The organism is Microbacterium sp. SGAir0570 (assembly GCF_005491085.2).
In the GTDB taxonomy this organism is placed as follows: Bacteria; Actinomycetota; Actinomycetes; order Actinomycetales; family Microbacteriaceae; genus Microbacterium; species Microbacterium arborescens.
In genome coordinates, this window is record NZ_CP027929.1 from 1526550 (window position 1) to 1552734 (window position 26185).

At 69.5% G+C, this 26185-nt stretch carries 26 protein-coding genes and 1 tRNA gene; 22 read left to right on the forward strand and 5 right to left on the reverse strand.

The window, feature by feature from the left end:
- The first annotated feature begins 24 nt into the window (after positions 1 to 24).
- The 7 genes from C1N74_RS07235 (at position 25) to serA (ending at position 6859) form a co-directional block, all read left to right on the forward strand.
- Complete coding sequence (locus C1N74_RS07235) at positions 25 to 1827, forward strand: acetolactate synthase large subunit (protein WP_064956667.1); 1803 nt, start codon at positions 25 to 27, stop codon at positions 1825 to 1827.
- 1 nt (position 1828) lies between these two features.
- Entirely contained in the window at positions 1829 to 2338 is a 510-nt protein-coding gene (gene ilvN / locus C1N74_RS07240) for an acetolactate synthase small subunit (protein ID WP_023951074.1), read from the forward strand.
- Positions 2339 to 2374: 36 nt separating this feature from the next.
- Positions 2375 to 3400 carry a ketol-acid reductoisomerase gene (gene ilvC / locus C1N74_RS07245; RefSeq protein ID WP_023951072.1) on the forward strand — a complete coding sequence of 342 codons (1026 nt, stop codon included), beginning with the start codon at positions 2375 to 2377 and terminating at the stop codon, positions 3398 to 3400.
- Positions 3401 to 3540: 140 nt separating this feature from the next.
- Positions 3541 to 4263: a hypothetical protein gene (locus tag C1N74_RS07250; protein ID WP_023951070.1), complete on the forward strand. Its 723-nt coding sequence runs from the start codon at positions 3541 to 3543 to the stop codon at positions 4261 to 4263.
- 58 nt (positions 4264 to 4321) lie between these two features.
- Positions 4322 to 4795: a hypothetical protein gene (locus C1N74_RS07255; protein ID WP_023951068.1), complete on the forward strand. Its 474-nt coding sequence runs from the start codon at positions 4322 to 4324 to the stop codon at positions 4793 to 4795.
- A 5-nt stretch (positions 4796 to 4800) separates the two neighbouring features.
- The gene (locus tag C1N74_RS07260; RefSeq protein WP_023951066.1) at positions 4801 to 5124 is read left to right on the forward strand and encodes a hypothetical protein; all 324 of its coding nucleotides are present in this window, start codon (positions 4801 to 4803) and stop codon (positions 5122 to 5124) included.
- 130 nt (positions 5125 to 5254) lie between these two features.
- A complete protein-coding gene (serA, locus tag C1N74_RS07265) occupies positions 5255 to 6859 on the forward strand; it encodes a phosphoglycerate dehydrogenase (RefSeq protein ID WP_064956664.1) in 1605 nt (534 codons plus the stop codon).
- A gap of 42 nt (positions 6860 to 6901) precedes the next feature.
- Here serA and C1N74_RS07270 read toward each other — a convergent pair whose 3' ends face one another.
- Complete coding sequence (locus C1N74_RS07270; RefSeq protein ID WP_181405591.1) at positions 6902 to 7447, reverse strand: TetR/AcrR family transcriptional regulator; 546 nt, start codon at positions 7445 to 7447, stop codon at positions 6902 to 6904.
- Positions 7448 to 7510: 63 nt separating this feature from the next.
- Between C1N74_RS07270 and C1N74_RS07275 the strand changes: the two genes are divergently transcribed.
- The 6 genes from C1N74_RS07275 (at position 7511) to C1N74_RS16395 (ending at position 13583) form a co-directional block, all read left to right on the forward strand.
- Entirely contained in the window at positions 7511 to 9058 is a 1548-nt protein-coding gene (locus C1N74_RS07275) for an MFS transporter (protein ID WP_137750267.1), read from the forward strand.
- A 38-nt stretch (positions 9059 to 9096) separates the two neighbouring features.
- Positions 9097 to 10149 carry a 3-isopropylmalate dehydrogenase gene (locus tag C1N74_RS07280; RefSeq protein WP_064956661.1) on the forward strand — a complete coding sequence of 351 codons (1053 nt, stop codon included), beginning with the start codon at positions 9097 to 9099 and terminating at the stop codon, positions 10147 to 10149.
- A 41-nt stretch (positions 10150 to 10190) separates the two neighbouring features.
- A complete protein-coding gene (locus C1N74_RS07285; RefSeq protein ID WP_023951057.1) occupies positions 10191 to 11297 on the forward strand; it encodes a branched-chain amino acid aminotransferase in 1107 nt (368 codons plus the stop codon).
- A gap of 1 nt (position 11298) precedes the next feature.
- Entirely contained in the window at positions 11299 to 12063 is a 765-nt protein-coding gene (locus tag C1N74_RS07290; protein WP_023951055.1) for a fumarylacetoacetate hydrolase family protein, read from the forward strand.
- Entirely contained in the window at positions 12056 to 13345 is a 1290-nt protein-coding gene (locus C1N74_RS07295; RefSeq protein ID WP_137750268.1) for an MFS transporter, read from the forward strand. Before C1N74_RS07290 ends, C1N74_RS07295 begins: the two co-directional genes overlap by 8 nt.
- 61 nt (positions 13346 to 13406) lie before the next feature.
- On the forward strand, positions 13407 to 13583 hold the full coding sequence (locus C1N74_RS16395) for a hypothetical protein (protein WP_023951053.1): 177 nt from the start codon (positions 13407 to 13409) through the stop codon (positions 13581 to 13583).
- 29 nt (positions 13584 to 13612) lie between these two features.
- On the opposite strand, the gene C1N74_RS07300 is transcribed toward C1N74_RS16395, so the two are convergent.
- Positions 13613 to 14662 carry an aminotransferase class V-fold PLP-dependent enzyme gene (locus C1N74_RS07300; RefSeq protein WP_181405592.1) on the reverse strand — a complete coding sequence of 350 codons (1050 nt, stop codon included), beginning with the start codon at positions 14660 to 14662 and terminating at the stop codon, positions 13613 to 13615.
- Between the two features lie 80 nt (positions 14663 to 14742).
- On the opposite strand from C1N74_RS07300, the gene C1N74_RS07305 reads away from it, so the two are divergent.
- From C1N74_RS07305 to C1N74_RS07330, 6 genes are all read left to right on the forward strand, one after another.
- Complete coding sequence (locus C1N74_RS07305) at positions 14743 to 15699, forward strand: LysR family transcriptional regulator (protein WP_023951051.1); 957 nt, start codon at positions 14743 to 14745, stop codon at positions 15697 to 15699.
- 10 nt (positions 15700 to 15709) lie between these two features.
- On the forward strand, positions 15710 to 17224 hold the full coding sequence (gltX, locus tag C1N74_RS07310; RefSeq protein WP_137750269.1) for a glutamate--tRNA ligase: 1515 nt from the start codon (positions 15710 to 15712) through the stop codon (positions 17222 to 17224).
- Positions 17225 to 17307: 83 nt separating this feature from the next.
- Positions 17308 to 17379: transfer RNA gene (locus C1N74_RS07315), tRNA-Gln, on the forward strand.
- 95 nt (positions 17380 to 17474) lie between these two features.
- Entirely contained in the window at positions 17475 to 17732 is a 258-nt protein-coding gene (locus tag C1N74_RS07320) for a hypothetical protein (RefSeq protein ID WP_064956657.1), read from the forward strand.
- Positions 17733 to 17755: 23 nt separating this feature from the next.
- Positions 17756 to 18304, forward strand: coding sequence for a TetR/AcrR family transcriptional regulator (locus C1N74_RS07325; protein WP_071918193.1), 549 nt, complete (start codon positions 17756 to 17758; stop codon positions 18302 to 18304).
- Between the two features lie 25 nt (positions 18305 to 18329).
- A complete protein-coding gene (locus C1N74_RS07330; RefSeq protein WP_137750270.1) occupies positions 18330 to 19382 on the forward strand; it encodes a 2,3-butanediol dehydrogenase in 1053 nt (350 codons plus the stop codon).
- 86 nt (positions 19383 to 19468) lie between these two features.
- Here C1N74_RS07330 and C1N74_RS07335 read toward each other — a convergent pair whose 3' ends face one another.
- The 3 genes from C1N74_RS07335 to C1N74_RS07345 form a co-directional block, all read right to left on the reverse strand.
- Positions 19469 to 19681 carry a hypothetical protein gene (locus C1N74_RS07335; RefSeq protein ID WP_023951041.1) on the reverse strand — a complete coding sequence of 71 codons (213 nt, stop codon included), beginning with the start codon at positions 19679 to 19681 and terminating at the stop codon, positions 19469 to 19471.
- Positions 19675 to 21156: an SDR family NAD(P)-dependent oxidoreductase gene (locus C1N74_RS07340; protein WP_137750271.1), complete on the reverse strand. Its 1482-nt coding sequence runs from the start codon at positions 21154 to 21156 to the stop codon at positions 19675 to 19677. The genes C1N74_RS07335 and C1N74_RS07340 overlap by 7 nt, the downstream gene beginning before the upstream one ends.
- Positions 21157 to 21367: 211 nt before the next feature.
- On the reverse strand, positions 21368 to 23380 hold the full coding sequence (locus C1N74_RS07345; protein WP_137750272.1) for a DUF262 domain-containing protein: 2013 nt from the start codon (positions 23378 to 23380) through the stop codon (positions 21368 to 21370).
- A 126-nt stretch (positions 23381 to 23506) separates the two neighbouring features.
- On the opposite strand from C1N74_RS07345, the gene C1N74_RS07350 reads away from it, so the two are divergent.
- The 3 genes from C1N74_RS07350 (at position 23507) to C1N74_RS07360 (ending at position 26148) form a co-directional block, all read left to right on the forward strand.
- Positions 23507 to 24280, forward strand: coding sequence for a hypothetical protein (locus C1N74_RS07350; protein WP_023951035.1), 774 nt, complete (start codon positions 23507 to 23509; stop codon positions 24278 to 24280).
- A 144-nt stretch (positions 24281 to 24424) separates the two neighbouring features.
- Positions 24425 to 25201 (forward strand): DeoR/GlpR family DNA-binding transcription regulator, encoded by a 777-nt coding sequence (locus tag C1N74_RS07355; RefSeq protein ID WP_103840621.1) that lies wholly within the window; start codon positions 24425 to 24427, stop codon positions 25199 to 25201.
- Positions 25198 to 26148, forward strand: coding sequence for a 1-phosphofructokinase family hexose kinase (locus C1N74_RS07360; protein ID WP_071919376.1), 951 nt, complete (start codon positions 25198 to 25200; stop codon positions 26146 to 26148). The genes C1N74_RS07355 and C1N74_RS07360 overlap by 4 nt, the downstream gene beginning before the upstream one ends.
- Positions 26149 to 26185: the final 37 nt, after the last annotated feature.

Sequence of the window (26185 nt, forward strand, 5' to 3'; positions counted from 1 at the left end):
TCTTCTCCAGCGAGGTTCATCACCATGTCCACCGACATCTCCGCGGCCATTCCCCGGCCGCCGTCCCGCACGCCCTCGGCTCCCGTGATCACGGGCGCAGAGGCCGTCGTCCGCTCGCTCGACAACCTCGGCGTCACCGAGGTCTTCGGGCTCCCGGGCGGCGCGATCATGCCCGTCTACGACCCGCTCATGGACGATGAGGCGGTCCGCCACATCCTCGTCCGGCACGAGCAGGGCGCCGGTCACGCCGCCGAGGGCTACGCCGCGGCATCCGGCCGGGTCGGGGTGGCGATCGCCACCTCGGGTCCCGGAGCGACGAACCTCGTGACGGCGATCGCCGACGCCTACATGGACTCCGTCCCGCTCGTGTGCATCACGGGCCAGGTGTTCTCGACCCTGATGGGAACGGACGCCTTCCAGGAGGCCGACATCGTCGGCATCACGATGCCGATCACGAAGCACTCGTTCCTCGTGAAGACCGCCGAGGAGATCCCCGGCGCCATCGCCGCAGCCTTCGAGATCGCCGGCACCGGGCGTCCCGGCCCCGTGCTCGTCGACATCACGAAGGACGCTCAGCAGAACACGGCGCCATTCGTGTGGCCGCCGAAGGTCGACCTGCCGGGCTACCGCCCGGTGACCAAGGCGCACGGCAAGCAGATCCAGGCCGCCGCGCAGCTGCTGGCCGAGTCGCAGAAGCCCGTGCTCTACGTCGGCGGCGGCGTCATCCGGGGGCGCGCCTCGGACGAGCTGCTCACTCTCGCCGAGGCGACGGGTGCGCCGGTCGTGACGACCCTCATGGCTCGTGGCGCGTTCCCCGACTCGCACCCCCAGCACCTCGGCATGCCCGGCATGCACGGCACGGTTCCCGCTGTGCTCGCGCTGCAGGAGTCCGACCTGATCGTCGCGCTGGGTGCGCGGTTCGACGACCGTGTCACCGGCAAGGCGTCGCTGTTCGCCCCGCACGCGAAAGTCGTGCACGTCGACATCGACCCCGCAGAGATCTCGAAGATCCGCTTCGCGGATGTGCCCATCGTGGGTGATGTGCGCGACGTGCTCGTCGACCTCGAGTCGGCGTTCCGTGGCGTGATCGGCGACGGAAAGCCCGACACGACCGAGTGGTGGGCGTACCTCGACGGGCTGCGCGAGGAATTCCCCCTCGGCTACGCCCCGACCACCGACGGTCTGCTGTCGCCGCAGCACGTGATCCAACGCATCGGCGAGCTCACCGGTCCCGAGGGCGTGTACGCCTCCGGCGTCGGTCAGCACCAGATGTGGGCTGCGCAGTTCATCAAGTACGAGCGCCCCAATTCGTGGCTCAACTCCGGGGGCGCCGGCACCATGGGGTACGCGGTCCCCGCGGCCATGGGCGCGAAGGTCGCCGAGCCCGACCGTGTGGTCTGGGCGATCGACGGCGACGGCTGCTTCCAGATGACCAACCAGGAGCTGGCGACCTGCGTCATCAATCAGATCCCGATCAAGGTCGCCATCATCAACAACTCGTCACTCGGCATGGTGCGCCAGTGGCAGACGCTGTTCTTCGACGGCCGCCACTCGAACACCGACCTGAACACCGGGCACGGCACGGCGCGCATCCCCGACTTCGTCAAGCTCGGCGAGGCGTACGGCTGCCTCGCCATCCGGGTCGAGACGGAGGACCAGATCGACGACGCCATCAAGCTCGCACTCGAGACGAACGATCGCCCCGTCGTGATCGATTTCGTCGTGAGCGCGGACGCGATGGTGTGGCCGATGGTCCCGCAGGGTGTCAGCAACAGCTACATCCAGTACGCCCGCGAGCACGCGCCCGCATTCGACGAGGAGGCCTGAGATGTCGCGCCACGTGCTGAGCCTCCTGGTGGAGGACAAGCCGGGTCTGCTGACCCGAGTCGCCGGGCTGTTCGCCCGACGCGGCTTCAACATCGAATCGCTCGCGGTCGGCGTCACCGAGGTGCCGGGTCTCTCGCGCATCACGGTCGTCGTCGACGTCGAGGAGCTGCCGCTCGAGCAGGTGACCAAGCAGCTCAACAAGCTCGTGAACGTCATCAAGATCGTCGAGCTCGACTTCTCGTCGTCGGTGCAGCGCGAGCATATCCTCATCAAGGTGCGGGCCGACAACCAGACCCGCTCCAACGTCATCGAGGTCGCGAACCTGTTCCGGGCGTCGATCGTCGACTACGCACCCGATGCCCTGGTCGTCGAAGTGACCGGAGATCGCGGCAAGATCGACGCGATCCTCCGCGCCTTCGAGCCCTTCGGCATCAAGGAGCTCGCCCAGTCGGGTCTGCTCGCCATCGGGCGCGGCGGCAAGAGCATCACCGAGCGCGTTCTGCGCGGCTGACCTTCCGAACCACGAATCAAGGAGAAACACACGAACATGGCCGAGATCTTCTACGACGACCACGCCGACCTGTCCATCATCCAGGGCAAGAAGGTCGCGATCGTCGGCTACGGCTCGCAGGGACACGCCCACGCCCAGAACCTCCGAGACTCCGGCGTCGAGGTCGTCATCGCGCTCAAGGACGGCTCGAAGTCGGCCGCGAAGGCGCAGGACGAGGGCTTCGAGGTCAAGAACGTCGCGGATGCCGCGGAGTGGGCCGATCTCATCATGATCCTGGCTCCCGATCAGCACCAGCGCTCGATCTACGCCGACTCCATCAAGGACAAGCTGACGGCGGGCAAGACCCTCGCGTTCGCGCACGGCTTCAACATCCGCTTCGGCTACATCGACGCTCCCGAGGGCGTCGACGTCATCCTCGTCGCTCCGAAGGCGCCGGGCCACACCGTGCGCCGCGAGTTCGTCGCCGGCCGCGGCATCCCCGACATCATCGCCGTCGAGCGCGACGCGTCGGGTTCGGCCTGGGACACCGCGCTGTCGTACGCCAAGGCCATCGGCGGCACGCGCGCCGGCGTCATCAAGACCACCTTCACGGAAGAGACCGAGACCGATCTCTTCGGCGAGCAGGCCGTGCTCTGCGGTGGCATGAGCCACCTCGTGCAGTACGGCTTCGAGACCCTCATCGAGGCCGGCTACCAGCCGCAGATCGCCTACTTCGAGGTGCTCCACGAGCTCAAGCTCATCGTCGACCTCATGTGGGAGGGCGGCATCGCCAAGCAGCGCTGGTCGATCTCCGACACGGCAGAGTACGGCGACTACGTCTCCGGCCCCCGCGTCATCTCGCCCGAGGTCAAGGAGAACATGAAGGCCGTGCTCGCCGACATCCAGTCGGGTGCGTTCGCGCAGCGTTTCATCGCCGACCAGGACAACGGCGCCACCGAGTTCCTCGGCCTCCGCGAGAAGGAGCAGGGTCACCCCATCGAGGCGACCGGCAAGGAGCTGCGTGGCCTCTTCGCCTGGAAGCAGCAGGACAGCGACTACATCGAGGGCAGCGCCGCGCGCTGACCCGTGACGGACGGCTCCGTCCGTTCTGTGACCCTCGGCGGCACCCCGTCGAGCCCGGCCTCGTGCCACGGAAGCCCGGTCCCCATCAGGGGCCGGGCTTTCGGCGTGCTTGCATCGCCCCGACCTTTTACGATGGATGCATGCCCGTCCGTAAGAAGCAGTTCGCTCGCGCGCGCCTGGGGGCGGTGTGCGTCGCAGCTTCTGTGATCGCGGGGGCGATCACCGCTCCGTCCGCCTGGTCGGTCGCGACCGATGAGATCGAGATCGTTCCGCGGTCGGACGCTCCGGTCACACCGACGGAGCCTGAGGACGGAGAGACGAACGAGGATGTCGTGACCCCGGCGCCGGGGGAGAGCGGCACGCCCTCTCCCGAGCCGACGCCGGAGCCCTCCCCGACCGACGCGCAGCCCACGCCGTCGCCCAGCTCCAGCCCGTCGCCGAGTCAGCCGACATCGGAGCCCTCTCCTCCCGCTCCGGTGCCGCCGGCTCCGGCGCCGGTCCCGCCGCGCGTCGAAGGCGAGGCCGGCATCGAACTGCGCGCGCCGACCGCCGTTCGCCTCGGCGCTCTGCTGCGCCTGACGCCGCGGAACGCCGTCCCGGCCTCGCCGACGCCCGAGCCGAGCGATGTCGTCCATGTCGACGGCGGACCCGATGTGGGCGGATCGGCCCAGCTCGGTGCCTCGGTCCCCGCGGAAGATCCCACGGGACGAACCGATGCCGTCCGTGTCGGTTCGCTGCACGACGGTTCGGGCGCCGAGCTCGCGCAACCCGCCGTCTGGGCCCCGTGGGGCGGTGCTCTGGCGGTCGCCGGTGCTGCTGTCGCCGTGCTCGTGCTGCGTGGCGGCCGCCAGATCGGTCGCTGACCTCGTCGGAGCGCGCTCGTTCCTCCCAGTCGCCGGTGGCCGGCGCTACTCTGAGGAGGTGACGAGCCGTGATGACGACGCCCTGAGCTGGGCCGGCGACGACGACCCGACCCTCGTGTCCGCGCCTGCGCCCACGCCCGTGGGAGGGCCCGCGTCCTCGCGGCGCCAGAGCGACGAGCTGGCGGAAGCAGAGACCGAGCAGCCGGGTGAGATCTCGACCGAGGCTGCGCCCGAGGGCCTGAGCAACGCCGCGCTGATCTCGCTGGGGGTTCTCGGTGGCATCTATCTGCTGTATTCGATCGGCTGGTTCGTCGGAGGTATCCGCGTCCACAACCTGAGCGGTCTGCTCGGCATCGATACGGCCGTCTCGGTTCCCGTCCTCGTGCTGGCCGTCGCCGCCCCGGCGATCTGGTTCATCGCGACCTACGTGCTCACGCGTGGGTCGCGCGCCTGGATCCGGTTCGCCTGGCTCGTCGCGGGGGCGCTGCTGCTCGTGCCGTGGCCGTTCGCCACCCTTGGAGCCGGGAGTTGAACGCGATGCGCGACACGCAAGAAGCCCGGCGGACGCCCGCGGTCTGGAAGGTGGCCACCGTCGCCGGTGCCTTCGGTCTCTTCTACGCATACGCGGTCTGGGCCGCGGTCCCGCTGCTGATCACCCCGTCGCCGGCGCGGACCGCAGTCGGGTGGGTCGCTGTGATCGCTGCCGTGGCGCTGCCGATCCTCATCTTCGCGGGAGCATTCGCGCTGGGGTGGCGCCGACGTTCGGGCGCCTTCGCGATGATTCTCCTCGCGGGGCTCGGGCTCGCAGCGGTGTTCTTCCTCAACGTCCTGTCCTTCGCCCTGACCTCGGGCGCTGTCTGAGTCGGCAGAACGTCACACGGTCGTGGGCGCTGTCGGCACCGCGCTAGGCTGAGACGACCCGCCGCACCGCCGTCGGCTGTCGTGGCGACCACCCGTTCCGCGCTTCTGCGCATGCTCCAGAGGATCGTCCGTGCCCCAGCCCGTCGTGCTCATCGCCGAAGAACTCTCGCCCGCAACGATCGATGCCCTCGGTCCTGATTTCGAGATCCGGTCGGTTGACGGCGCCGACCGCGCCGCGCTGCTCCCGGCCCTCGCCGACGCGCATGCCGTCCTGATCCGGTCGGCGACGAAGATGGATGCCGAAGCGATCGCCGCCGCGCCGTCACTCAAGGTCATCGCGCGTGCCGGCGTCGGACTCGACAACGTCGACATCAAGGCCGCGACGGCCGCCGGCGTCATGGTCGTCAACGCCCCGACCTCCAACATCATCTCGGCGGCCGAGCTGACGGTCGGACACATCCTGAGTCTCGCGCGTCACATCCCCGCAGCTCACGCCTCCCTCGCTGCCGGCGCCTGGAAGCGCTCGTCGTTCACCGGCACGGAGCTGTTCGAGAAGACGGTGGGCATCATCGGTCTGGGCCGCATCGGCGCGCTGATCGCCGCGCGGCTGCAGGCGTTCGGCGTGAGTGTCGTGGCGTACGACCCGTACGTCACGCCCACCCGGGCTCAGCAGCTCGGTGTGACGCTGCTGACCCTCGACGAGCTGCTCGCGCAGAGCGACTTCGTCACGATCCACATGCCGAAGACCCCCGAGACGACCGGCATGATCGGTGCGGAGCAGTTCGCACGCATGAAGAAGTCGGCCTACGTGGTCAACGTCGCTCGCGGCGGCCTCATCGATGAGGAAGCGCTCTACACCGCTCTCACCACCGGCGAGATCGCGGGCGCCGGTCTCGACGTGTTCACGACCGAGCCGCCGAAGGAGGACGGCACCGCCTTCCCCCTCCTGTCGCTGCCCAACGTCGTCGTCACGCCCCACCTCGGCGCCTCGACCGACGAAGCGCAGGAGAAGGCCGGCGTCTCGGTGGCGAAGTCGGTCAAGCTGGCTCTCGAGGGAGATCTCGTGCCGGATGCCGTCAACGTCGCCGGTGGTGTCATCGACCCGTTCGTCCGGCCCGGTATCGCCCTGGTCGAGCAGCTCGGTCAGATCTTCACCGGGCTTGCGCCGAGCGCGCTCACGAGCCTCGACATCGAGGTCCGCGGTGAACTGGCGGACTACGACGTCAGCGTCTACCGGCTCGCGGCGCTGAAGGGGATCTTCACCAACATCGTCAGCGAGAACGTCTCGTACGTGAACGCCCCGCTCTTCGCGGAGCAGCGCGGCATCGAGACGCGCCTCATCGTGGAGTCCGAGAGCCCGCTCTATCGCAACATCACGATCCTGCGCGGAACGCTCTCCGACGGGTCGGTTCTGACCGTCGAGGGCACGCTGGCGGGTACGCGCATGGTGCCCAAGGTCGTCGGGATCAACGGTTACGAGGTGGAGGTGCCGATCGAGCGGCACCACGTCGTGATGCGCTACGCCGACCGTCCCGGGATCGTCGCGATCTACGGACAGAAGCTGGGCGAGGCCGGCATCAACATCGCGGGCCTGCAGGTCGCCCGGCCCGACGCGTCCGGCCGCGCTCTCTCGGTGCTGACGGTCGACTCGCCGGTGCCCGACCACCTTCTCGACGAGATGCGCGAGGCGGTCGCCGCCGACCTGTTCCGCCAGATCGAGCTGACCGAGGTCTGACGAAGCGGAACGATGCCCGGGGTGCTTCCGCCCCGGGCATCGTCATCGCTGGGCGACGCCGAGGACGAGCCGGATGAGCGCGTCGAAGTCTTCGCCCTGGGGGACGGGGCCGACGACCGCCCCCGCGCCGAGGGCGTTGTTGAAGTAGAGGCCGTCGCCCACGAGTAGGACGAGCTGCAGCGCCGTCTCGTCACGGGTGTGACCGCGCAGTGCTTCCTCCCAGAGCGTCCGGACGTCGCGCAGCGCCGCGCTCGCGGCGGGGTGTCCGCTCTGCGCGAGTCGCGATCCGGCGAGGAGCGCGCGATCGAGCGCGCTGTCCTCCATGACGGAGGTGCGCAGGTAGGCGGCGACGATGCCTTCGGGGTGCCGCGCCATGTCATCGACATCGAGGCGGGCGAGCTCCATCATCCGATCCAGAAGGGCCGTCTCGAGCGCCTCCTTCGAGGCGTAGTGGTAGAGCAACCCGCCCTTGGAGACGCCGGCTGCCGCGGCGACGGCATCCATCGTGGCGCCACGAGCCCCGTCGGATATCAGGAGGTTCTCGTACGCGTCGAGCACGCTCTCGCGCGCACGTGGGGGACGACTCATGTCTTCGATCCTCTCGCGTTTCGGCGTTCGGTCCTGTTACTATACCGGCTGGACGGTGAACTAATGACGTTGACAGAAGAGATCGCAATCGCAGACGGACAGGGCCGGCGCGTCGGCTGGCGGGGGTGGGCCGCACTCGGCGTGCTCATGCTTCCGGTCCTGCTTGTGTCGGTGGACAACACGGTGCTCAGCTTCGCGCTGCCCGAGATCGCTCGCGCGCTGAGCCCGACGAGTGCCCAGCAGCTCTGGATCATCGACGTGTACCCGCTCATCCTCGCGGGTCTCCTCGTGACGATGGGATCGCTCGGAGACCGGTTCGGTCGTCGTCGGATGCTGCTGATCGGTGCGACCGGGTTCGCGACGGTCTCCGCGCTGGCGGCCTTCGCCCCGAGCGCCGAACTCCTGATCGCCGCTCGGGCCGCGATGGGCGTGTTCGGCGCCATGCTGATGCCCTCGACCCTCTCATTGCTGCGCAGCATCTTCACCGACCGGGACCAGCGCCGCCTCGCCATCGCGGTCTGGGCCTCGATGTTCTCGGCGGGCGCCGCGCTCGGTCCGATCGTCGGTGGTGTGCTGCTCGAGCACTTCAGCTGGGGATCGGTGTTCCTCATGGCGGTACCGGTTCTCGTGCCGCTGCTCGTGCTCGCGCCCTTCCTCGTTCCCGAGAGCCGCGATCCCCGCCCGGGGCGCATCGATCCAATCAGCATCGCTCTGTCGATGCTGACGATGGTGCCGATCGTCTACGCCATCAAGGACTTCGCGGTGAAGGGCTGGGGCATCACGCCGCCGGTGCTGTTCGCGTTCGGACTGGTGTTCGGGTGGCTCTTCGTGCGGCGCCAGCTCCGCGTGAACGAGCCGATGCTCGACATGCGGTTGTTCTCGCGCGGCACTTTCAGCGGCGCGCTGCTGGTCAACCTGCTGAGCGTCGTGGCGCTCGTGGGCTTCCTGTACTTCGTCACGCAGCATCTGCAGCTGATCGTCGGCCTGTCGCCGTTGCAGGCGGGGCTCGCCCTCGTCCCCGGTCTGACCATGATGATCGTCGCGGGCCTGGGCGTCGTGCCGATCTCGCGCCGGGTGTCGCCTCGCGTCGTCGTCCCCGCGGCACTGACCCTTTCGGCCGCCGGTTACGTCATGATCGCTCTGCTCACCGAGCCCGACAGCATGATCGAGCTCGTGCTGGCCTTCGCGCTGCTGGGCATGGGCATCGGAGCTGCGGAGACGGTCTCGAACGAGCTCGTGCTCGCGAGCGCTCCTCCCGCCAAGGCCGGCGCGGCGAGCGCCGTCTCGGAGACCGCCTACGAGGTGGGCGCAGTCCTCGGAACGGCGGTGCTCGGCGGCATCCTGACGGCGATGTACCGGCTCGGCATGGCCGTGCCCGAGGGTGTGCCCGCCGAGGCGGCCGACGCGGCGCGGGAGACGCTCGCGGGCGCCGTCAACGTCGCACAGGATCTGCCCGATTCCGTTGGCCGTCAGCTGCTGGATGCCGCGGCGCACGCCTTCGATTCCGGTGTCGGCGTGACGGCGACGATCGGCGCCGTACTGGTCGTCTGCGCGGGGATCATCGCGGCCACTACGCTGAAGGGATCCCACTCGCGGCCCGCCGAGCACTGAGCGATCGGCGTGCCGCGCCGCCGAGAACGAGGAGAGCGATGTCGCGCGTCGTGAAACTTGCCGTGATTCCGGGCGACGGAATCGGCCCCGAGGTCGTCGCCGAGGCCGAGAAGGTGCTCGACGCGGCGGTAGCGGGAACCGATGTCGTCATCGACAAGACGCGCTTCTCGCTCGGCGCGGCCCGGTACCTCGAGACCGGCGACACCCTCACCGACGAAGACCTGCGGGCGATCGCGGACCATGACGCGATCCTCCTCGGCGCCGTCGGGGGAGTGCCGGGCGATCCGCGGCTGCGTGACGCCAACATCGAGCGCGGGCTCCTGCTGAAGCTTCGCTTCGAGCTCGACCACTACGTCAACCTCCGTCCGTCGAAGCTGTACCCGAGCGTGCCCGGCCCCCTCGCCGAGCCCGGCGACATCGACTTCGTCGTGGTGCGCGAGGGCACGGAGGGGCCGTACGTCGGCAACGGCGGCAGCATCCGCCGCGGCACCCCGCACGAGGTCGCGAATGAGACCTCGGTGAACACCGCCTTCGGTGTGGAGCGTGTCGTGCGCTATGCGTTCGATCTGGCCGAGCGCCGGCGGCAGAAGCTGACGCTCGTGCACAAGACGAACGTGCTCGTGCACGCGGGCGGGATCTGGAAGCGCATCGTGGACGAGGTGGCCGCCGAGCACCCCGACGTCGCCGTAGACTATCTCCACGTCGACGCGGCGACGATCTTCCTGGTCACGAACCCGGGCCGCTTCGACGTGATCGTCACCGACAACCTCTTCGGCGACATCCTGACCGACTTGGCCGGCGCCGTCACCGGAGGCATCGGCCTCGCCGCTTCGGGGAACATCAACCCCGACGGCGCGTTCCCCTCGATGTTCGAGCCCGTCCACGGATCGGCGCCCGACATCGCGGGCCAGCAGAAGGCCGACCCCACGGCCGCGATCCTCTCCGTTTCGCTGCTGCTCGATCATCTCGGGCTCACGGAAGCCGCCCGACGCGTCACCCACGCCGTCGAGGCCGACATCGCCGACCGCAGCTCGGAGCCACGCACCACGACGCAGATCGGCGACGCGATCGCGGCTCGCCTCCAGGCGTAGCCTGGAATCCGCCCGCCGCCCGACATCCGCTTGGAAGACAGATGACCCTCCTCGAAAACGATCCCGACGCCGGACTCGAACCCCTCGAGTTCACCGTTACCCGAAACCTCGCTGCGGCCCCGGCCGCCCGACGCGACGAGATTCTCGCGAACCCCGGGTTCGGCACCCATTTCACCGACCACATGGTCGACATCTGCTGGTCGGTGCGCGGCGGCTGGCACCGCCCGCGCGTCCAGCCCTACGGGCCGATCACCCTCGATCCGGCTGCGGCGGTGCTGCACTACGGCCAGGAGATCTTCGAGGGCATCAAGGCCTATCGTCACGCGGACGGGTCGGTGCACACCTTCCGACCCGATCAGAACGGCCGACGGCTGCAGCGCTCTGCGCGCCGCCTCGCACTGCCCGAGCTGCCGGTCGAATGGTTCATCCAGTCGCTCCGCGAGCTCATCGCCGTCGACGGCGACTGGGTCCCCTCGGGTGCCGATCAGTCGCTCTACCTGCGTCCGTTCATGTTCGCCAAGGAGGCGTTCCTCGGCGTGCGCCCCGCGAACAAGGTCGCGTATTACCTCATCGCGAGCCCGGCGGGCGCGTACTTCACCGGCGGCGTGAAGCCCGTGTCGATCTGGCTCAGCGAGGACTACGCCCGCGCAGGCAAGGGCGGCACGGGTGCTGCTAAGACCGGCGGCAACTACGCGTCGAGCCTGCTCCCGCAGGCCGAGGCGTACGAGAACGAGTGCGACCAGGTCGTCTTCCTCGACCAGGACCGCAACGTCGAGGAGCTCGGCGGCATGAACGTCGTGTTCGTCTACAAGGACGGCACGATCGTCACGCCGCAGTCCGACTCGATCCTCGAGGGGATCACCCGCGACTCGATCCTGCAGCTCGCGCGCGACCGCGGGCACAAGGTCGAGGGCCGTGCCGTCTCGCTGGACGAATGGCGCCAGGGCGTGGCATCCGGAGACATCGTCGAGGTCTTCGCCTGCGGTACAGCTGCCGTCGTGACCCCCATCGGCGTTCTCAAGGGCCGCGACTTCTTCGACGAGCAGCCGGTCGGCGAGCTCGCCCTGTCGCTGCGCGAGGAGCTCACCGACATCCAGTACGGACGTCGCGAAGACAAGCACGGCTGGCTCGTGCGGCTGGACGCCTGAGATGAAGATCGTACGTTTCTCGCACAACGAGGCCATCCGCTACGGCATCCTCGACGGCACTGATCTGGTGACGCTCGCGGGCGACCCGATGTACGCGGGCTATGACACGACGGGCGAGCGCGTGGCGCTCAGCGACGCCGTGCTGCTCGCTCCGGTCATCCCGCGATCGAAGATCATCGCCGTCGGCCGCAACTACCGCGAGCACGCCGCCGAGTTCGGCAACGAGGTCCCCGCCGAGCCGCTGCTGTTCTTCAAGCCGAACACCTCGGTGATCGGTCCCGGCGACGCCATCGTCCGGCCGACGCAGTCGCAGCAGGTCGATTTCGAGGGAGAGCTGGCCGTCGTCATCGGCAAGGTCACCCGCAACGTCTCAGCCGCCGACGCGCTGAGCCACGTGTTCGGTTACTCGATCGCCAACGACGTCACCGCGCGCGACCTGCAGCGCAGCGACGGGCAATGGACCCGCGCGAAGGGCTTCGACACGTTCTGCCCGCTCGGACCGGCCATCGAGACCGAGTTCGACCCGGCGCAGGCGCAGCTGGTGGCGCGAGTCAACGGCGACGAGAAGCAGCGTGCTCCGCTGACCGACATGGTCCACGGCATCGCCGATCTCATCGCCTACGCGTCCGCAGCGTTCACGTTGCTCCCGGGCGACGTCATCCTGACGGGGACGCCCGCGGGCGTCGGCCCCCTCGTCGCGGGTGATGTGGTCGAGGTCGAGATCGACGGTCTCGGCATCCTGCGCAACATCGTCCGGGATGCCTGACAGGGAGATTCTCCCGGTTCCGACCGCGGCCGCCGCGGTCGGCGCGCGCGACGCGGTCCGTCGGCGTGCGCTGGTCGTGCTCTCGCTCGGTCAGGTGCTCGGCGGCATCGGTTTCGGCTCGACCATCTCGCTGGGCGCGGTCATCACCGAACGGCTGACGGGTGACGACGCGCTCGCGGGTCTTCCGACCGCGGCGGTGACCCTCGGCGCCGCGCTGCTCGCGATGCCGCTGGCCTCGCTCGCGTCGCGGGCGGGTCGCCGACCGGCACTGGCCCTCGGCATGCTGCTGGCTCTCGTCGGGGTGGTCCTCGTCGTCGTCGGCACCGCGTCGGGGCTGTTCCCCGTGCTGCTCATCGCCTTCGCGATGATCGGCGCCGGTCAGGCCGCCAATCTGCAATCCCGGTTCGCTGCCACCGATCTCGCGACCGACCGCACGCGCGGGCGTGACCTCTCGATCGTCGTGTGGGCGACCACCATCGGCGCTGTGCTGGGGCCGAACCTGATCGGTGCCGGCGAGGCGATCGGCGACGCGGTGGGGATGCCTCCTTTGACCGGGCCGTACCTCTTCACGGCGGTCGCGCAGCTGCTGGCCATCGCCCTGTATCTCGTCGCTCTGCGGCCCGACCCGCTGCTGCTCGCGCGTACGTCGAGCGCCGGCGCACCCCAGGCGTCAGCGACGCGTCGGACGCACGCCGACCGGCCCGGTGCCGCCCGTTACGCCTTGCTCGCCATCGCCGGATCGCACGGGGTCATGGTGTCGGTCATGGCGATGACGCCCCTGCATCTGGTCCACCACGGCGCGGAGCTGACAGTCGTCGGGCTCACCATCAGCCTGCACATCGCCGGCATGTACGCGCTGTCACCCGTCTTCGGCATCCTCGCCGACCGCCTCGGGCGTGTGGCGACGATCCTGATCGGTCAGGCTCTGCTCGCCGCCTCGCTCGTCGTCGCCGCGATGGGAGCCGACTCGACATTGGCCGTCACCCTCTCGCTGATCCTGCTCGGCCTCGGCTGGAGCGGCGCCACTGTGGCGGGATCGGCGCTGCTCACCGAGGCGTCGTCGCCGGAGCGGCGAACGACGCGTCAGGGACGCAGCGACGAGATCATGAACGTCGTCGGCGCCGCGGGGGCTGCCGTCGCCGGGGGAGTGCTGGGCCTGATCGGCTTCGCGGGGTTGGCTGCGTGCGCTCTCGCTGTCGTCGCGGTCGTCGTGATCGGTGGCGTTCGCGCGGCCCGATCGACGCACTCGGCTGACGCCGCCACCGGCCCGGTCGAGCTCTAGCCGCCCGGCCGCCCTGCGGCAAGCATTTTGCTCCGGGGCGGAAGGCTGGCACCGTGGAGTCATGAGTCACCGCGCACAGTTGATCATCGCCCTCGTCTCGAGCGCGATCCTCTTCCTCTCCATCGCGCTGATGTTCGCGCTGGTGATCATCAGCTTCTTCACCGACGGCATCGACTTCGCGGGCGATCCCCACATCGCCGACGCCATCGGCACCACCGCATGGGTGCTGACCGCCTGACGAGGCCGCCCATCGCTCTCCTCGGCTGATCAGGCGAGGAGAGCGTTCGCAGCCAGTTCGACGTCGGCCTCGTCGTTGAAGACGTGGAAGGCGACGCGCGCATTGCCGCGACGGCCGGATGCCGCCACGCCGGCGCTTGTGAGCCGTGTGAGATCCGCGCCGGCGGGGTCGGGCCACGTGACGATGGGGCTCGCGTGCAGCGGCTCGGGCAGTCCGAGTCGCGTGCGGAACGCCGCGGCGAGACCGGTGACCCGTGCGTGCAGGGCCGCAGGGTCGGCATCCGCGAACATCGCCAGGGCCGGTTCCGCGCCCACCATCGCCTGCCAGGCGGGTGACACGTCGAAGCGTCGGGCGGAGCGGGCGAGGGTCGCGTCGGTCCCGTAGCACGCAGCCCAGGGGTCTTCGCCGGCGTACCACCCGGCGTGGAGGGGCATGAGCGTCGCTGCGAAACCGTCGGAGAGCGCGAGGAAGGCGACGCCGCGGGGCGCGCACAGCCACTTGTACGTGTGACAGACGAGGGCGTCGAACTGCTCGGCGTCGAGGGGGAGCCAACCGGCCGCCTGTGTCGCGTCGCAGAGCGTGCGGGTGTTGTGCCGCCGCGCGGCCGCGACGATCGCCGCCGCGTCGGCGACCTCTCCCGTGGCCGATTGCACGATCGAGAATGCGACGAGGTCGACGTCGGGAGTGATGGCGCCGGCGAGGTCGGCGAGCGCGACGGCGCGAACCCGGATGCCGCGCCCGGCGTGGGCGAACGGGAGAACGAGTGAGGAGAACTCGCCCTCGGGGCACAGCACGGTCGCACCATCGGGGAGGGAAGCCGCGATCAGTCCGACCAGGACCGACGTCTGCGACCCGATGGCCACGCGGTCGGGCACCGTCGACATCAATCGGGCGAAATGTGCGCGGCAGCGCTCGGCCACGTCAGCGTAGTGAACCAGGTCGGGTCGGGCGTCGAGGTCGGCGATGACCGCCGCCCGTGTCGCGGTGGTCGGCAGACCCGTGCTGCACGCGGCGAGATATCCGCGCGACCCGGTGAACGCGGCGTGGAGCGCTTCGGGTGCGAGGGTGATCTTCTCCATGCATCCAGGCTGGGCGATCGCGATCTATTGGTCTACGGCAGGATTTGCATGCAAACCATCACAGCTAGTTATCTTTTTGCATGGACACCCCGGACTATCGTCTCGACGTCACCGAGTTGCGCGTCGTGCGAGCCATCGCCGACGGCGGGTCGATCACTGCGGCGGCGTCGGCTCTGGGCTACAGCCAGCCGGCCGTGAGCCAGCAGATCAAGCGACTCGAACAGCGTCTCGGCGTGCCGGTCGTCGAGCGGGTCGGGCGGCGGATGCGGCTCACCGAAGCCGGTCGCGTGATCGCCCGGCATGCCGCGGCGGTCGCGACGGTCATCGAGGCGGCCTCGGGCGAACTGGCCGAGCTCGCCGGATTGCGGTCGGGCACGGTGCGCATGGTCGGCTTCCCTTCCGCCTCGCCGACGGTGCTGCCGCGCCTCATGGATCGGCTGGCTCACGCGGAACCAGGGCTGACCCTGACGTACGTCGAGGCGGAGCCGCCCGAGGCGATCGCCGATGTTCGCGCGGATCGAGCCGACATCGCGTTGACCTTCGGCTACCCGGGCGATCGGAGCGACCCGCATGGCGAGAACGCTCGGGGACTCGACGCGGAGGTCATCGGGTACGACGACCTGCTGGCGGTTCTGCCTGCTGGCCACCCCGCCGCCCACGGCGTGGGTGCGATGGAGATCGCCCCTCTTGCGCTCGAGGCCTGGATCGCCGGATGCCCCCGCTGCCGCGGCCATCTGCTCGAGGTGTGCGGCCGAGCCGGGTTCGACCCCGAGATCCGTTTCGAGACCGACAATTTCGTCGCGGTCGAGCAGCTCGTGGCACAGGGGATCGGCGTCGCGACGCTTCCCGGACTCGCGGTCGCGTCGTTCCCCCTCCTCCCCGGTGTGGTGACGCGACCGCTTCCCGCGAGCGAACGCCGCGCCATACACGCGGTGTCTGCGGGCGGTGCGGGCCGGGTTCCCGCGGTGGCATCGGTCCTGGGGCACCTGCGGGCCGTCGTCGCCGAGCTCACCGGCGGCGACTCTCACGAGAACTAAGCTGGAGGGGATGTCCACCGCACCTCACCCCGCCACCACGACCGCCACCGGAACCGATGTCCGCGTGCGGTTCTGCCCGTCGCCGACCGGTCTGCCGCACGTCGGCCTCATCCGCACGGCCCTGTTCAACTGGGCCTACGCGCGCCACAACGGCGGCAAGATGGTCTTCCGCATCGAAGACACCGACGCCGCGCGCGACAGCGAGGAGAGCTACCAGCAGCTGCTCGAAGCGCTGCGGTGGCTCGAGATCGACTGGGACGAGGGCGTCGAGAAGGGCGGCCCTCACGCGCCGTACCGCCAGTCGCAGCGCCACGAGATCTACCGCGAGGTGCTCGACAAGCTCATCGCCGCCGGGGTCGTCTACGAGTCGTACTCGACCGCCGAGGAGATCGACGCCCGCAACGAGGCGAACGGCCGCGCGAAGCAGCTCGGCTACGACAACTTCGACCGTGACCTCACCGACGAGCAGAAGGCCGCCTTCCGCGCCGAGGGCCGCGAGCCCGCGTGGCGCCTGCGCGTGCCTGACCACGACCTCACCTTCGTCGACCTCATCCGCGGCGAGGTGACCTTCCCCGCGGGATCGTACCCCGACTTCGTCATCGTTCGCGCCGGCGGCGTCCCGCTCTACACGTTCGTGAACCCCGTCGACGACGCGCTCATGGGAATCACGCACGTCCTGCGCGGCGAGGACCTCATGCCGTCGACGGCCCGTCAGCTCGCGCTGTACGCAGCGCTCATCGAGGCGGGCGTCACCGACTTCGTCCCGCGGTTCGGCCACATGCCCCTCGTCCTCGGCGAGACCGGCAACAAGAAGCTGTCGAAGCGCGACCCGAAGGCCGATCTCTTCCTGCAGCGCGAGAAGGGCTTCATCCACGAGGGGCTGCTGAACTACCTGTCGCTCCTCGGCTGGTCGATCGCGCCCGACCGCGACGTCTTCACGCGCGACGAGCTGATCGCCGCGTTCGACATCGCCGACGTGAACCCGAACCCGGCGCGCTTCGACCAGAAGAAGGCCGAGTCGATCAACGGCGACCACGTGCGGATGCTCGCGCCCGACGACTTCGCCGAGCGCCTCGTGCCCTACCTCTCCGGCGCCGGCCTGATCGAGAACCCTCCCACGGCGGCACAGCGCGAGATCCTCGAGGCCGCGGCGCCCCTCGTCCAGGAGCGCATGCAGCTGCTCGGTGACGCACCGGGTCTGCTCGGCTTCCTGTTCCGCTCCGAGGTCGCGTACGACGACGATGCCCTCTCGGGGCTGCCGGCGAACGCGGGGGAGGTGCTCGTCGCGTCGGTCGGCGCCCTCGAGCTCGTCCCCGAGCAGGGCTTCACCGCCGCCGCGGTGCAGGATGCCCTCGCGCCCGCGCTCATCGAGGGGCTCGGGCTCAAGCCGCGTGTCGCCTACGGCCCGCTGCGCGTCGCCCTCAGCGGACGTCGCGTGTCGCCCCCGCTGTTCGAGTCGATGGAGCTGCTCGGCAAGGCCGAGACCATCCGCCGGCTCGACGCGCTCGTCCAGCGCGTCGGCTGACGCGCCCGGGCGGCGCTCGGTTAGGCCTCACCGCATCCGTCGGGTATAGTTGATCCTCGGTGCGACTGAGGTCAAACCGACCATGGGGTATGGTGTAATTGGCAACACGGCTGATTCTGGTTCAGTTGTTCTTGGTTCGAGTCCAGGTACCCCAGCTTCGAGAAAAGCCCCGCTTCGGCGGGGCTTTTCCGTTTGATCTGCGTTCGCCGTGAGAGCGGCCGAGCCGTGCCCATCGAGCGAGAATGGGCACATGGGACTCTTCATGCAGCGACCCGAGGAACCGAGCGAGTGGGCGGGGCTGCCCTCCGAGCCCGCGCGCCGCAAGTCGAACGCCGAGCTGCTGCCCGACGAGCCGCCGCCCGCCGACCCTGCGGGCGACCTGCTCGGCGGGGGCGGTATCGCGTCGATCTCGATTCCCCTCGCGGTCCCGATCGCGGCGGAGGCGGAGGACTCCGGCATGGGCGCTGCGGGTGAGGCGGAATCAGGCAGCGAGCCGCCCACTGTCTGACAGGTGTCGGATAGGCTGGGGTCATGGACCCGCGGTCGCTGCGCAGCCGAGAGGCACTGCGCCGGGCGGCCCTCGATCTGGCTGCTGTCCGTCCCCTCACGGATCTGTCGGTCTCGGAGATCTGCCGCGCGGCCGGCGTGACGCGCGACACGTTCTACCGGCATGCCGACGCGCCCGTGTCGCTCGTCGCCGACGCGCTGAGAGTCGAGCTCGCCGATGTGCTGGCCGATGTCGGCGAGCTCGACTCGCTGACCATCGCCGAGGATCGCCTGCTCGCACACGTCAGAGCGCGAGCCGATGTGTACCGCGGTGCGCTGCATCCGTCTCTCGCCGCGCCCATCCGTGACGTGCTCGAGCGCGTCATCGCCCGGGGGCTGGAGGAATGGCTGGAGCGGCATCCCGAGATCGAGCCGCCCGCGATCGCCGACCAGTCGACGCGAGAGATCGCCGTCGCATACGCGGCCGGCGGGACGGTGGCGGCGATCGAAGTCTGGTTGCGCTCGGGCGCGGACGACGTGGCGTGGGCGACGAGGGCGATCCTCGCCGCCTCACCGGAATGGTGGCTGCGGTGATGCAGCCGAACGAGAGGAGATCACGATGAAGGCAGCAGTGTTCCACGCGAAGGAAGACCTCCGTGTGGAGAACGTCGACGAACCCACGGTGAGCGCAGGCCAGGTGAAGCTGAAGAACGCTTTCGCGGGCATCTGCGGGTCGGATCTGCACGTCTATTACGCTCCGGAAGCCGCGGGCCTCACGCTCGACGAGCCGCACCCGGTGACCGGTGCGCAGCTTCCGCAGATCCTCGGCCACGAGTTCGCGGGAACCGTCGTCGAGGTCGGCGACGGGGTCGAGGGGGTCTCGGTCGGCGATCGTGCCGCAGTCTGGCCCGTCTACTACTGCGGCGAGTGCCCCGCGTGCGAGAAGGGCATGTTCAACGCCTGCCAGAACATCGGCTTCCACGGACTCAGCTCGCTTGGCGGCGGGATGGCGGAGTACACGACGGTTCCGGCCTCGATGCTGCACAAGCTCCCCGAGAACGTCGACCTGCGCATGGGCGCCCTCGTCGAGCCCATGGCCGTCGCGTGGCACGCGGTCGAGCGCTCCTTCGTGAAAGCGGGACAGACCGCAATCGTCGCGGGCGCCGGCCCCATCGGCATCGGCGTCTGGTTCGCTCTCAAGGCGCACGGCGTCGAGAGGGTCCTCGTGTCGGAGCCCAGCGCATCGCGGCGTGAGACGATCGCCGCGCTCGGTGCGACGGTCGTCGACCCCGTGTCGGGCGACCTCGCCGCCGCTGTGGCCGAGCTCACGGGCGGACGAGGTGCCGACGTCGCGTTCGATGCCGCCGGCGCCGGACCGGCTATCACGTCGGGACTCGCGAGCCTCGTGCCCGGCGGGCGCCTCGTCGTCGTGGCGATCCACGAGCGCGCGATGGAGTTCTCGCCGACGCAACTGGTCATGGCCGAGACCGAGATCGCCGGTGCGCTGGCGTACCTTCCGGCCGACTTCGACGCCGTCATCGACGCGATGTCGCGCGGCGTCTACGACACGACGGGATGGGTCGAGGAGGTCCCGATCGACGGTGTGGTCGGCGCCATCGAGAAGCTCCGCGGTGGGGCCGGGGCGAAGATCCTGGTGCGCGCGGACGCCTGAGTGCGGACGACTCCCGCAACCGAGAGCCCGCGAGTCCGAGTCATCGGCTCGCGGGCTCTTGCGTTCGCGCGCCGCAGGAGCGAGCGTCAGGCGCGGCGTGGCCGCGGCGCGGGCGGCGGAGGCACGGGCTTCGCCGCGATGATGTCCGAGCGGCGGATGCGCTCCACACCGCGCTTGCCGTCGACCACGACCAGCTCGTCGTCCGCGCTCAGCAGCTCGCCGAGCGCATCCGTGGCCTGTCCCGTCGGTAGCAGGTAGCGGACGACCACGCGGTTGCCGGGGGCAGGGAGCCTCACCATGCGCCGGGGGAGTAGTCCTTGAGGAAGACTCCGAACAGATCCTCGCCGGCCTCGCCGCGGACGATCGGGTCGTAGACGCGTGCCGCGCCGTCGACGAGGTCGAGCGGGGCGTGGAAGCCTTCCTCGGCGAGACGCACCTTGGTCGGGTGGGGACGTTCGTCGGTGATCCATCCGGTGTCGACGCTCGTCATCAGGATGCCGTCGGTCTCGAACATCTCGCGGGCGCTCGTGCGCGTGAGCATGTTGACGGCGGCCTTGGCCATGTTCGTGTGCGGGTGGCCGGGCCCCTTGTAACCGCGGTTGAACACGCCCTCCATGGCGCTGACGTTGACGACGTAGGTGCGGCGAGCCGGGCTCGCAGCCAGCGAGGCGCGCAGCTTCGAGACCAGGAGGAAGGGGGCCGTGGTGTTGGCGAGCTGCACCTCGAGCATCTCGAGCGGGTCGACGTCGCCGACGCGCTGCGTCCACGAGTTGACGCTGTGGAGATCGGGAATGAGCCCGCCGGCGTCGATCGCCGTCCCGGCAGCGAGTCGTTCGAGCGAGCTCGAGCCCGCGGCCATCGCCTGCTCGGTGAGTTCGTCGGCGCGCGAGGCCGCGGCGGCGAGGATCGGGTGCGCGTTCACCGAGCGCTCGAGCGCTTGCGGGTGCATGTCGTTGGTGTGGCCGAAGGTGACCAGCTCGGGCAGCGGTCCGTCCGGCAGCGGTGAGAGCTCGGCGTCGACGAGGGGCTGGTAGGCGCCGGGGGAGCGCCGCACCGTCTGCGTCGCGTTGTTGATCAGGATGTCGAGCGGACCGGCCGCGGCGACGTCATCCGCGAGCCCGACGACCTGAGCGGGATCGCGCAGGTCGATGCCGACGACCTTGAGCCGGTCGATCCATTCCGCGGAGTCGGGAAGGCTCGTGAACCGGCGCACCGCATCGCGAGGGAAGCGCGTGGTGATGGTGGTGTGTGCGCCGTCGCGCAGCAGCCGCAGGGCGATGTACATCCCGATCTTGGCCCGCCCGCCGGTGAGCAGAGCCCGGCGACCCGTCAGATCGGTGCGGGCGTCGCGCTTGGCGTGGCTCAGCGCCGCGCAGTCGGGGCACAGCTGGTGGTAGAAGGCATCCACGATCGTGTAGGGCTGCTTGCAGATGTAGCAGGCGCGCGCCTTGATGAGGGTGCCGGCGATCGGAGCGGTCGTCGACGACGAGATCGGGATGCCGCGGGTCTCGTCGTCGATGCGGTCGGGGGCGCCGGTCGCGGTGGCGTGCACCACGGCGCGGTCGGCGGAGGCGACGGCATCCCGGATCTCGCGGCGCCGAACCTTCTTCGCAGCCTTGAACATCGCCGCCGTCGCGCGTCGCACCGTGACGTAGTCCGGGTGGGTGTGGTCGATGTCGGCGAGCTGGTCCAGAACGCGGAGCGTCGCGGCGAGGTCGGCCGGATCGATGCCGCTGGGCGCGAGGGAAGAGGGGGAGATCGTGTCGGGAAGCACACGGAATTCTACGTCACGACACCTGGGCGACCCCGGAGAAGGGGACGGCCCCGCCGGAGATGAGATCTCACGGCGGGGCCGTCAGTGAGCCCTGGGAGAAAGTGACCCGAACACCGTCTCTACCGAGCCGCTCACGTACAACAGCGAAGCTACGCGGTCGAGAACCGGATCGCGGGGTCGTTGACGCCATGCTCTCGACTCTGCTAGGCGATCAGCGCATCGCCTCGCCGATGTAGGAGTACTTCAGGAAGACCTCCGACGCCCAGCCGGCCTCTTCGAGAACGCCCTGGACCGCCGTGAGCATGTAACGGGAGTCCCAGCCCATGTAGAGGTAGCTGCCCTCACCGAGCTCGTCCCACTGGCCGTTCCACGCCATCGCCGGGTACACGGGGCCGCCACGGCGCGCGCTGAAATCGACGACGCTCTGGCGGGAGTCGACCCAGAGGCGCTTGAAGACCCGGTTGAACAGGTAGCGGACGTCGGGGACTTCCCAGTGCTCGCCGCGGAACTCGACGTAGTCGAACTCCCGCTGCCAGCCGCGGGGCCAGCCGCGGCGCAGCTTCGCATCCAGGATCGGGGTGAGGTTGTCGTCATCGATGCCCGTCAGGGACGGCCGCCGCCACAGGTCGACGAATCGCGCGGCCAGCGTCTCCGTGCGGGCGCTGATCGCCGCGGTGTCCCAGCTGGCGATCTCTGCGATCTCTCGCGACATCGTCACCGCGCTGCCCGCGAGGAGCGGGCGCAGCTGCGGGAAGGTCGCGTCGAGCGCGCGCTCCGCGCGGTCCTGCTCGAGCAGCGTGAGGTTGCCGATCGTGTGCGCCAGGGCACGGTGGCTGTTCTGCTCGTCCTCGCTGTAATCGGCGAAGCGTCGCGTGCCGTCTCCCGACCAGTCGTCGCCGGCGCCGGCAGGGAAGACCGGCGAGACGTCGAGGAGGTCGGCGGGGTCGGCGTCGGCGAGACGGCCCAGGACATAACGCGGATGGGGGAGTTCGCTGTACTTGAGACCGACGCGCACCCGCTCGTCCGAGGGGGTGATGCGCGCGATCGCGCGGGTCAGCGCGTCGGGGCCTTCGGCGTACGCGCGGCAGAGGCGTGCGACGAGCCGCTCGGTCGCGATGCCGACGACGACGCGGCGCAGCAGGAGCGACTGGATGTCCTCCAGACGCGCGATGAGCTCCTCGCGGGGCAGGATGCCGGCGCGCTGGTCATGCACGAGTCGCATCGCGAGCGGGAACATCTGACGTCCGAGCACCGCGAGGAAGCCGAGCTGCCGGCCGACCTCGGGGTCGTCGCTCGTGGCCGGGTCGAGCAACTCGCGATAGATCTCCGAGAATGTCCGCCAGCTCGTCGCGTGCTCCCGCAGGCTGTCGATGTCGAGTCGGGGGAACTGCTGCCGGAAGACGTCGTAGACGCCGCGTCCACCGGTGATGAGCACCTCGCGCCCCGTGAGCATGACGAGGTAGTGGTTCCAGAACGATCCGATGGCATCGCCGGTGTTCTGCTCGATCGCGAGCCAGTACTCCTGCTCGATCTCGTTCTGCTCGCCGTGCGTGAGTCCCATCAGCACGTAGTTGTGGATGAGTTCGTGGTCGCGCAGCGGCTCGCCGGTGGAGTTGAGGCTCTCGAAGATCTGCTGCGCGTTGGCCTGCGGCCCCAGGGTGATCGCCACGTGCTCGAGCTTCTGCAGGCCGCGCCACAGCGCCGCCGCCTCGCCGGGCCGGATCTGACTGCGGAAGAACGCGTAATTGTCGTCGAAGCGCGAGACGCGAAGCTCGTCCTCGGGGGTGCGCCGATCGAGGACGACGCTCTCGAAGACGTCGGCCCAGGCCCGGTGCGGACGCAGCTTCGTGCGCGTGGGGTCGTCGGCCCGGACGAGGACCGCCTCCAGCTCGCGCGCGAGCTCCGGATCGTCATCGCGCAACGTGTGGTGCAGGGCCGCGACGAGCAGCATCAGGGTGGTGATGCGCTGCTGCCCGTCGATGAGCACGAGTTGTGCGTCGTCGTCGGACGAGGTGCTCGCGGTGGAGAGGATCGATCCGATGAAGTGGGTGTGCGTGTCGTCGGACGCGGACACCGACCGGATGTCGCCGAGCAGCTGCTCGCAGCCGCCGATGTCCCAGCGGTACTGCCGTTGGTACACCGGGACGACGATGGTGGTGTCGGATGCCGAGAGCCAGCCGATCGTGTTGACGGCGGTCGCTTCGACATTCGTGGCAGTGCTCATGTTCTCCGAAATCGCTCCTCGAAAACCCCGGACGAGTCTACCGGCGCGTTCAGGAGCCCTAGGTAGGCTGACCTAAGTCGGGCCTGTAAAAACTTCGCTTGTCCGACAGAAAGGTCATGATCCGTCATGGGTTACATCAAGTCCGCTGCCCTCGAGGAGACCGGTTACGTCGTCCTCGACCGCTACAACAAGGAGATCGATCCGAAGGAATGGCTCGACGTCGAGTACGTCGACTGGAAGTCCTCGGGTGACACCCGTTTCGCCCCGCTGGCCTCGGCCAAGGGCGAGATCGAGTGCAACGGTTTCTGGAACCACAAGCCGCCGCGTACCGACAAGGACGGCGTGTGGATCGACTCGCAGACCGCGATCGCGCCGACGCTGACCGCGCGTGCGCAGGAGCCCGGCGCGAACGTCGGCCGCTGCCGCATCATCGAGCTGCAGCCGAACACGTACGCCGACTGCCTCTACAACCTGCACCAGGACGACAACAACCGCCTCAACCCCGACGGCACGGGCTGGGTCGTCCGAGGCTTCTTCAACCTGACGGACGACAAGACGAGCTACTTCGTGCTCCGCGAGAACCGCACCGACCCCAGCGAGGAGACGCGTATCGCGCTGCCCGCCGGTGCGCAGCTCATCGTCGACACCCAGCGCCTGTGGCACGCGGCCGCCCATTACGGCGACGAGCCGCGCTACTGCCTCATCACGTCGTGGGAGTCGGGCCCCGAGCTCGACGCCTACATCGCCAAGTACAACGGCGTGAACAAGGTGGAGAGCTACCCGGTCGACCAGGAGACCCTCGACGCCGGTCAGATCGAGCAGGAGCGCCGAATCGCAGCTCGTGCGGCCGCGCTCGCAGCGCGTGGCCAGCAGGAGGTCATCGCGATGAGCGAGGCCTGAGCCTCGGATCGCCCCGGAGGGAGGTGTCGGCTGCGGCCGGCGCCTCCCTCCGTCGTTTCCGGCCTCGGGACCAAAGGCGGTGTTGCATTCTGTTGCTTTGCGTTTGATCGCGTTGTATCGTGTGGGCATCCGAAGGAGGATGTCGTGTACGCAATGGAGCGCCAGCAGCTCATCGAACGAATGCTCGCCGCCCACGGCCGCGTCGCCGTGGTCGACCTCGCGTCGCGGTTCGACGTCACGACCGAGACGGTCCGCCGCGATCTCGCCGTCCTCGAGGAGACCGGCGTCCTGCGCCGGGTCCACGGAGGCGCCGTCTCGGCAGAGCGCGTCAGCACGGCCGAGCCCTCCGTCGCCGAACGCTCCCAGCGCCACTCCGCGGCCAAGGAGCGGATCGCCCGTCGCGCGTTGGCTGCGCTTCCGGGCGGCGCCGGATCGATCTATGTGGATGCGGGCACGACGACCGCCGCCTTCGCCGAGGCGCTGATCGCACGCAGCGCGCCCAGCGGCCTCGAGGTCGTCACGCATTCGATGACGATCGCTCACTCGCTCGCCGGCGCGAGCGGCATCGGCCTGACGGCGATCGGCGGGCGTGTCCGAGGACTGACCGCGGCCGCGGTCGGATCCGACACCGTTGCGGCCATCTCACGGCTGCGCCCCGACGTGGCCTTCCTCGGCACGAACGGCATCGCCCGCGACGCGGGGCTGACCACGCCCGACCCCGACGAAGCCGCCGTCAAGCGCGCCGTCGTCGCGGGCGCCCGGCGAGTCATTCTGCTGGTCGACGCCGACAAGTTCGACTCCGAATTGCTCGTCTCGTTCGCCGACCTCTCGGACCTCGATGTCGTCGTGACCGACCGGGAGCCGGATGAGGAGCTCGCCCGCGCCTTGCGCGAGGCCGACGTGGAGGTATGGATCGCATGATCGTGACCCTGACGGTGCACCCGTCGCTCGACCGGACCATCTCGATCGACGCGCCGCTGCGTGTCGGCGAGGTTCAGACGGCGTCCGCTGTTCGCGAGGATGCCGGAGGCAAGGGCATCAATGTGGCGCGCGTACTGCATGCGTCGGGAAGCGACAGCCTCGCGGTGCTGCCGCTGGATCCCGCCGACCCCTTCGCGGCCGCGCTCGCGGCGGAAGACCTCGACGTTCGGGCGGTACCGGTGCGCGGTCGAACCCGCGCGAACATCGCGGTCACGGACCCCGCGGGAGAGACGACGAAGATCAATCTCCCCGGCGTGGCCCTGAGCTCCGCCGACCTCGACGACGTGATCGACGTGGTCGCGGAATGTGCTCGCGACGCCCAGTGGCTCGTGCTCGCCGGATCGCTCGCGCCCGGCCTGCCGGATGACGCCTACGTCTGCATCATCCGAGCGGTTCGCGAGCGGCTGGGCCATGAGGCGCCCCGGATCGCTGTCGACACGTCGGGCGCCGCACTGCGCGCCGTCGTCGCGGATGGACGTCCCGACCTCATCAAGCCGAACGATGAAGAGCTCGCCGATCTCCTCGGCGCAGCGCTGCCCGCAGCCGACACCCTCGCCGAGGCGGTACACCTCGCCGCTCGCGGGCTCGTCCCCGCGACGGTGGGGGCCGCGCTCGTGACTCTCGGTGGCGACGGCGCCGTCTTCGTCTCCGACCGAGGCGCGTGGGCGGCTACTCCGCCTCCCACCCGCGTTCGCAGCACGGTCGGCGCAGGTGACAGCTCGCTCGCGGGCTTCCTGCTCGCCGACTCGCGCGGCGCGGACCCCGCTGCATCCCTCGTCTCCGCCATCCGTTACGGTTCGGCGGCCGCGGCGCTCGACGGCACACAAGCCCCGACTCCGACCGATCTCCCCACCGCGGACGTCCCCGTCCGCGAGCTCCATCACTGATCCGAACGACCCGCAACACTCGAACCAGGAGGACACC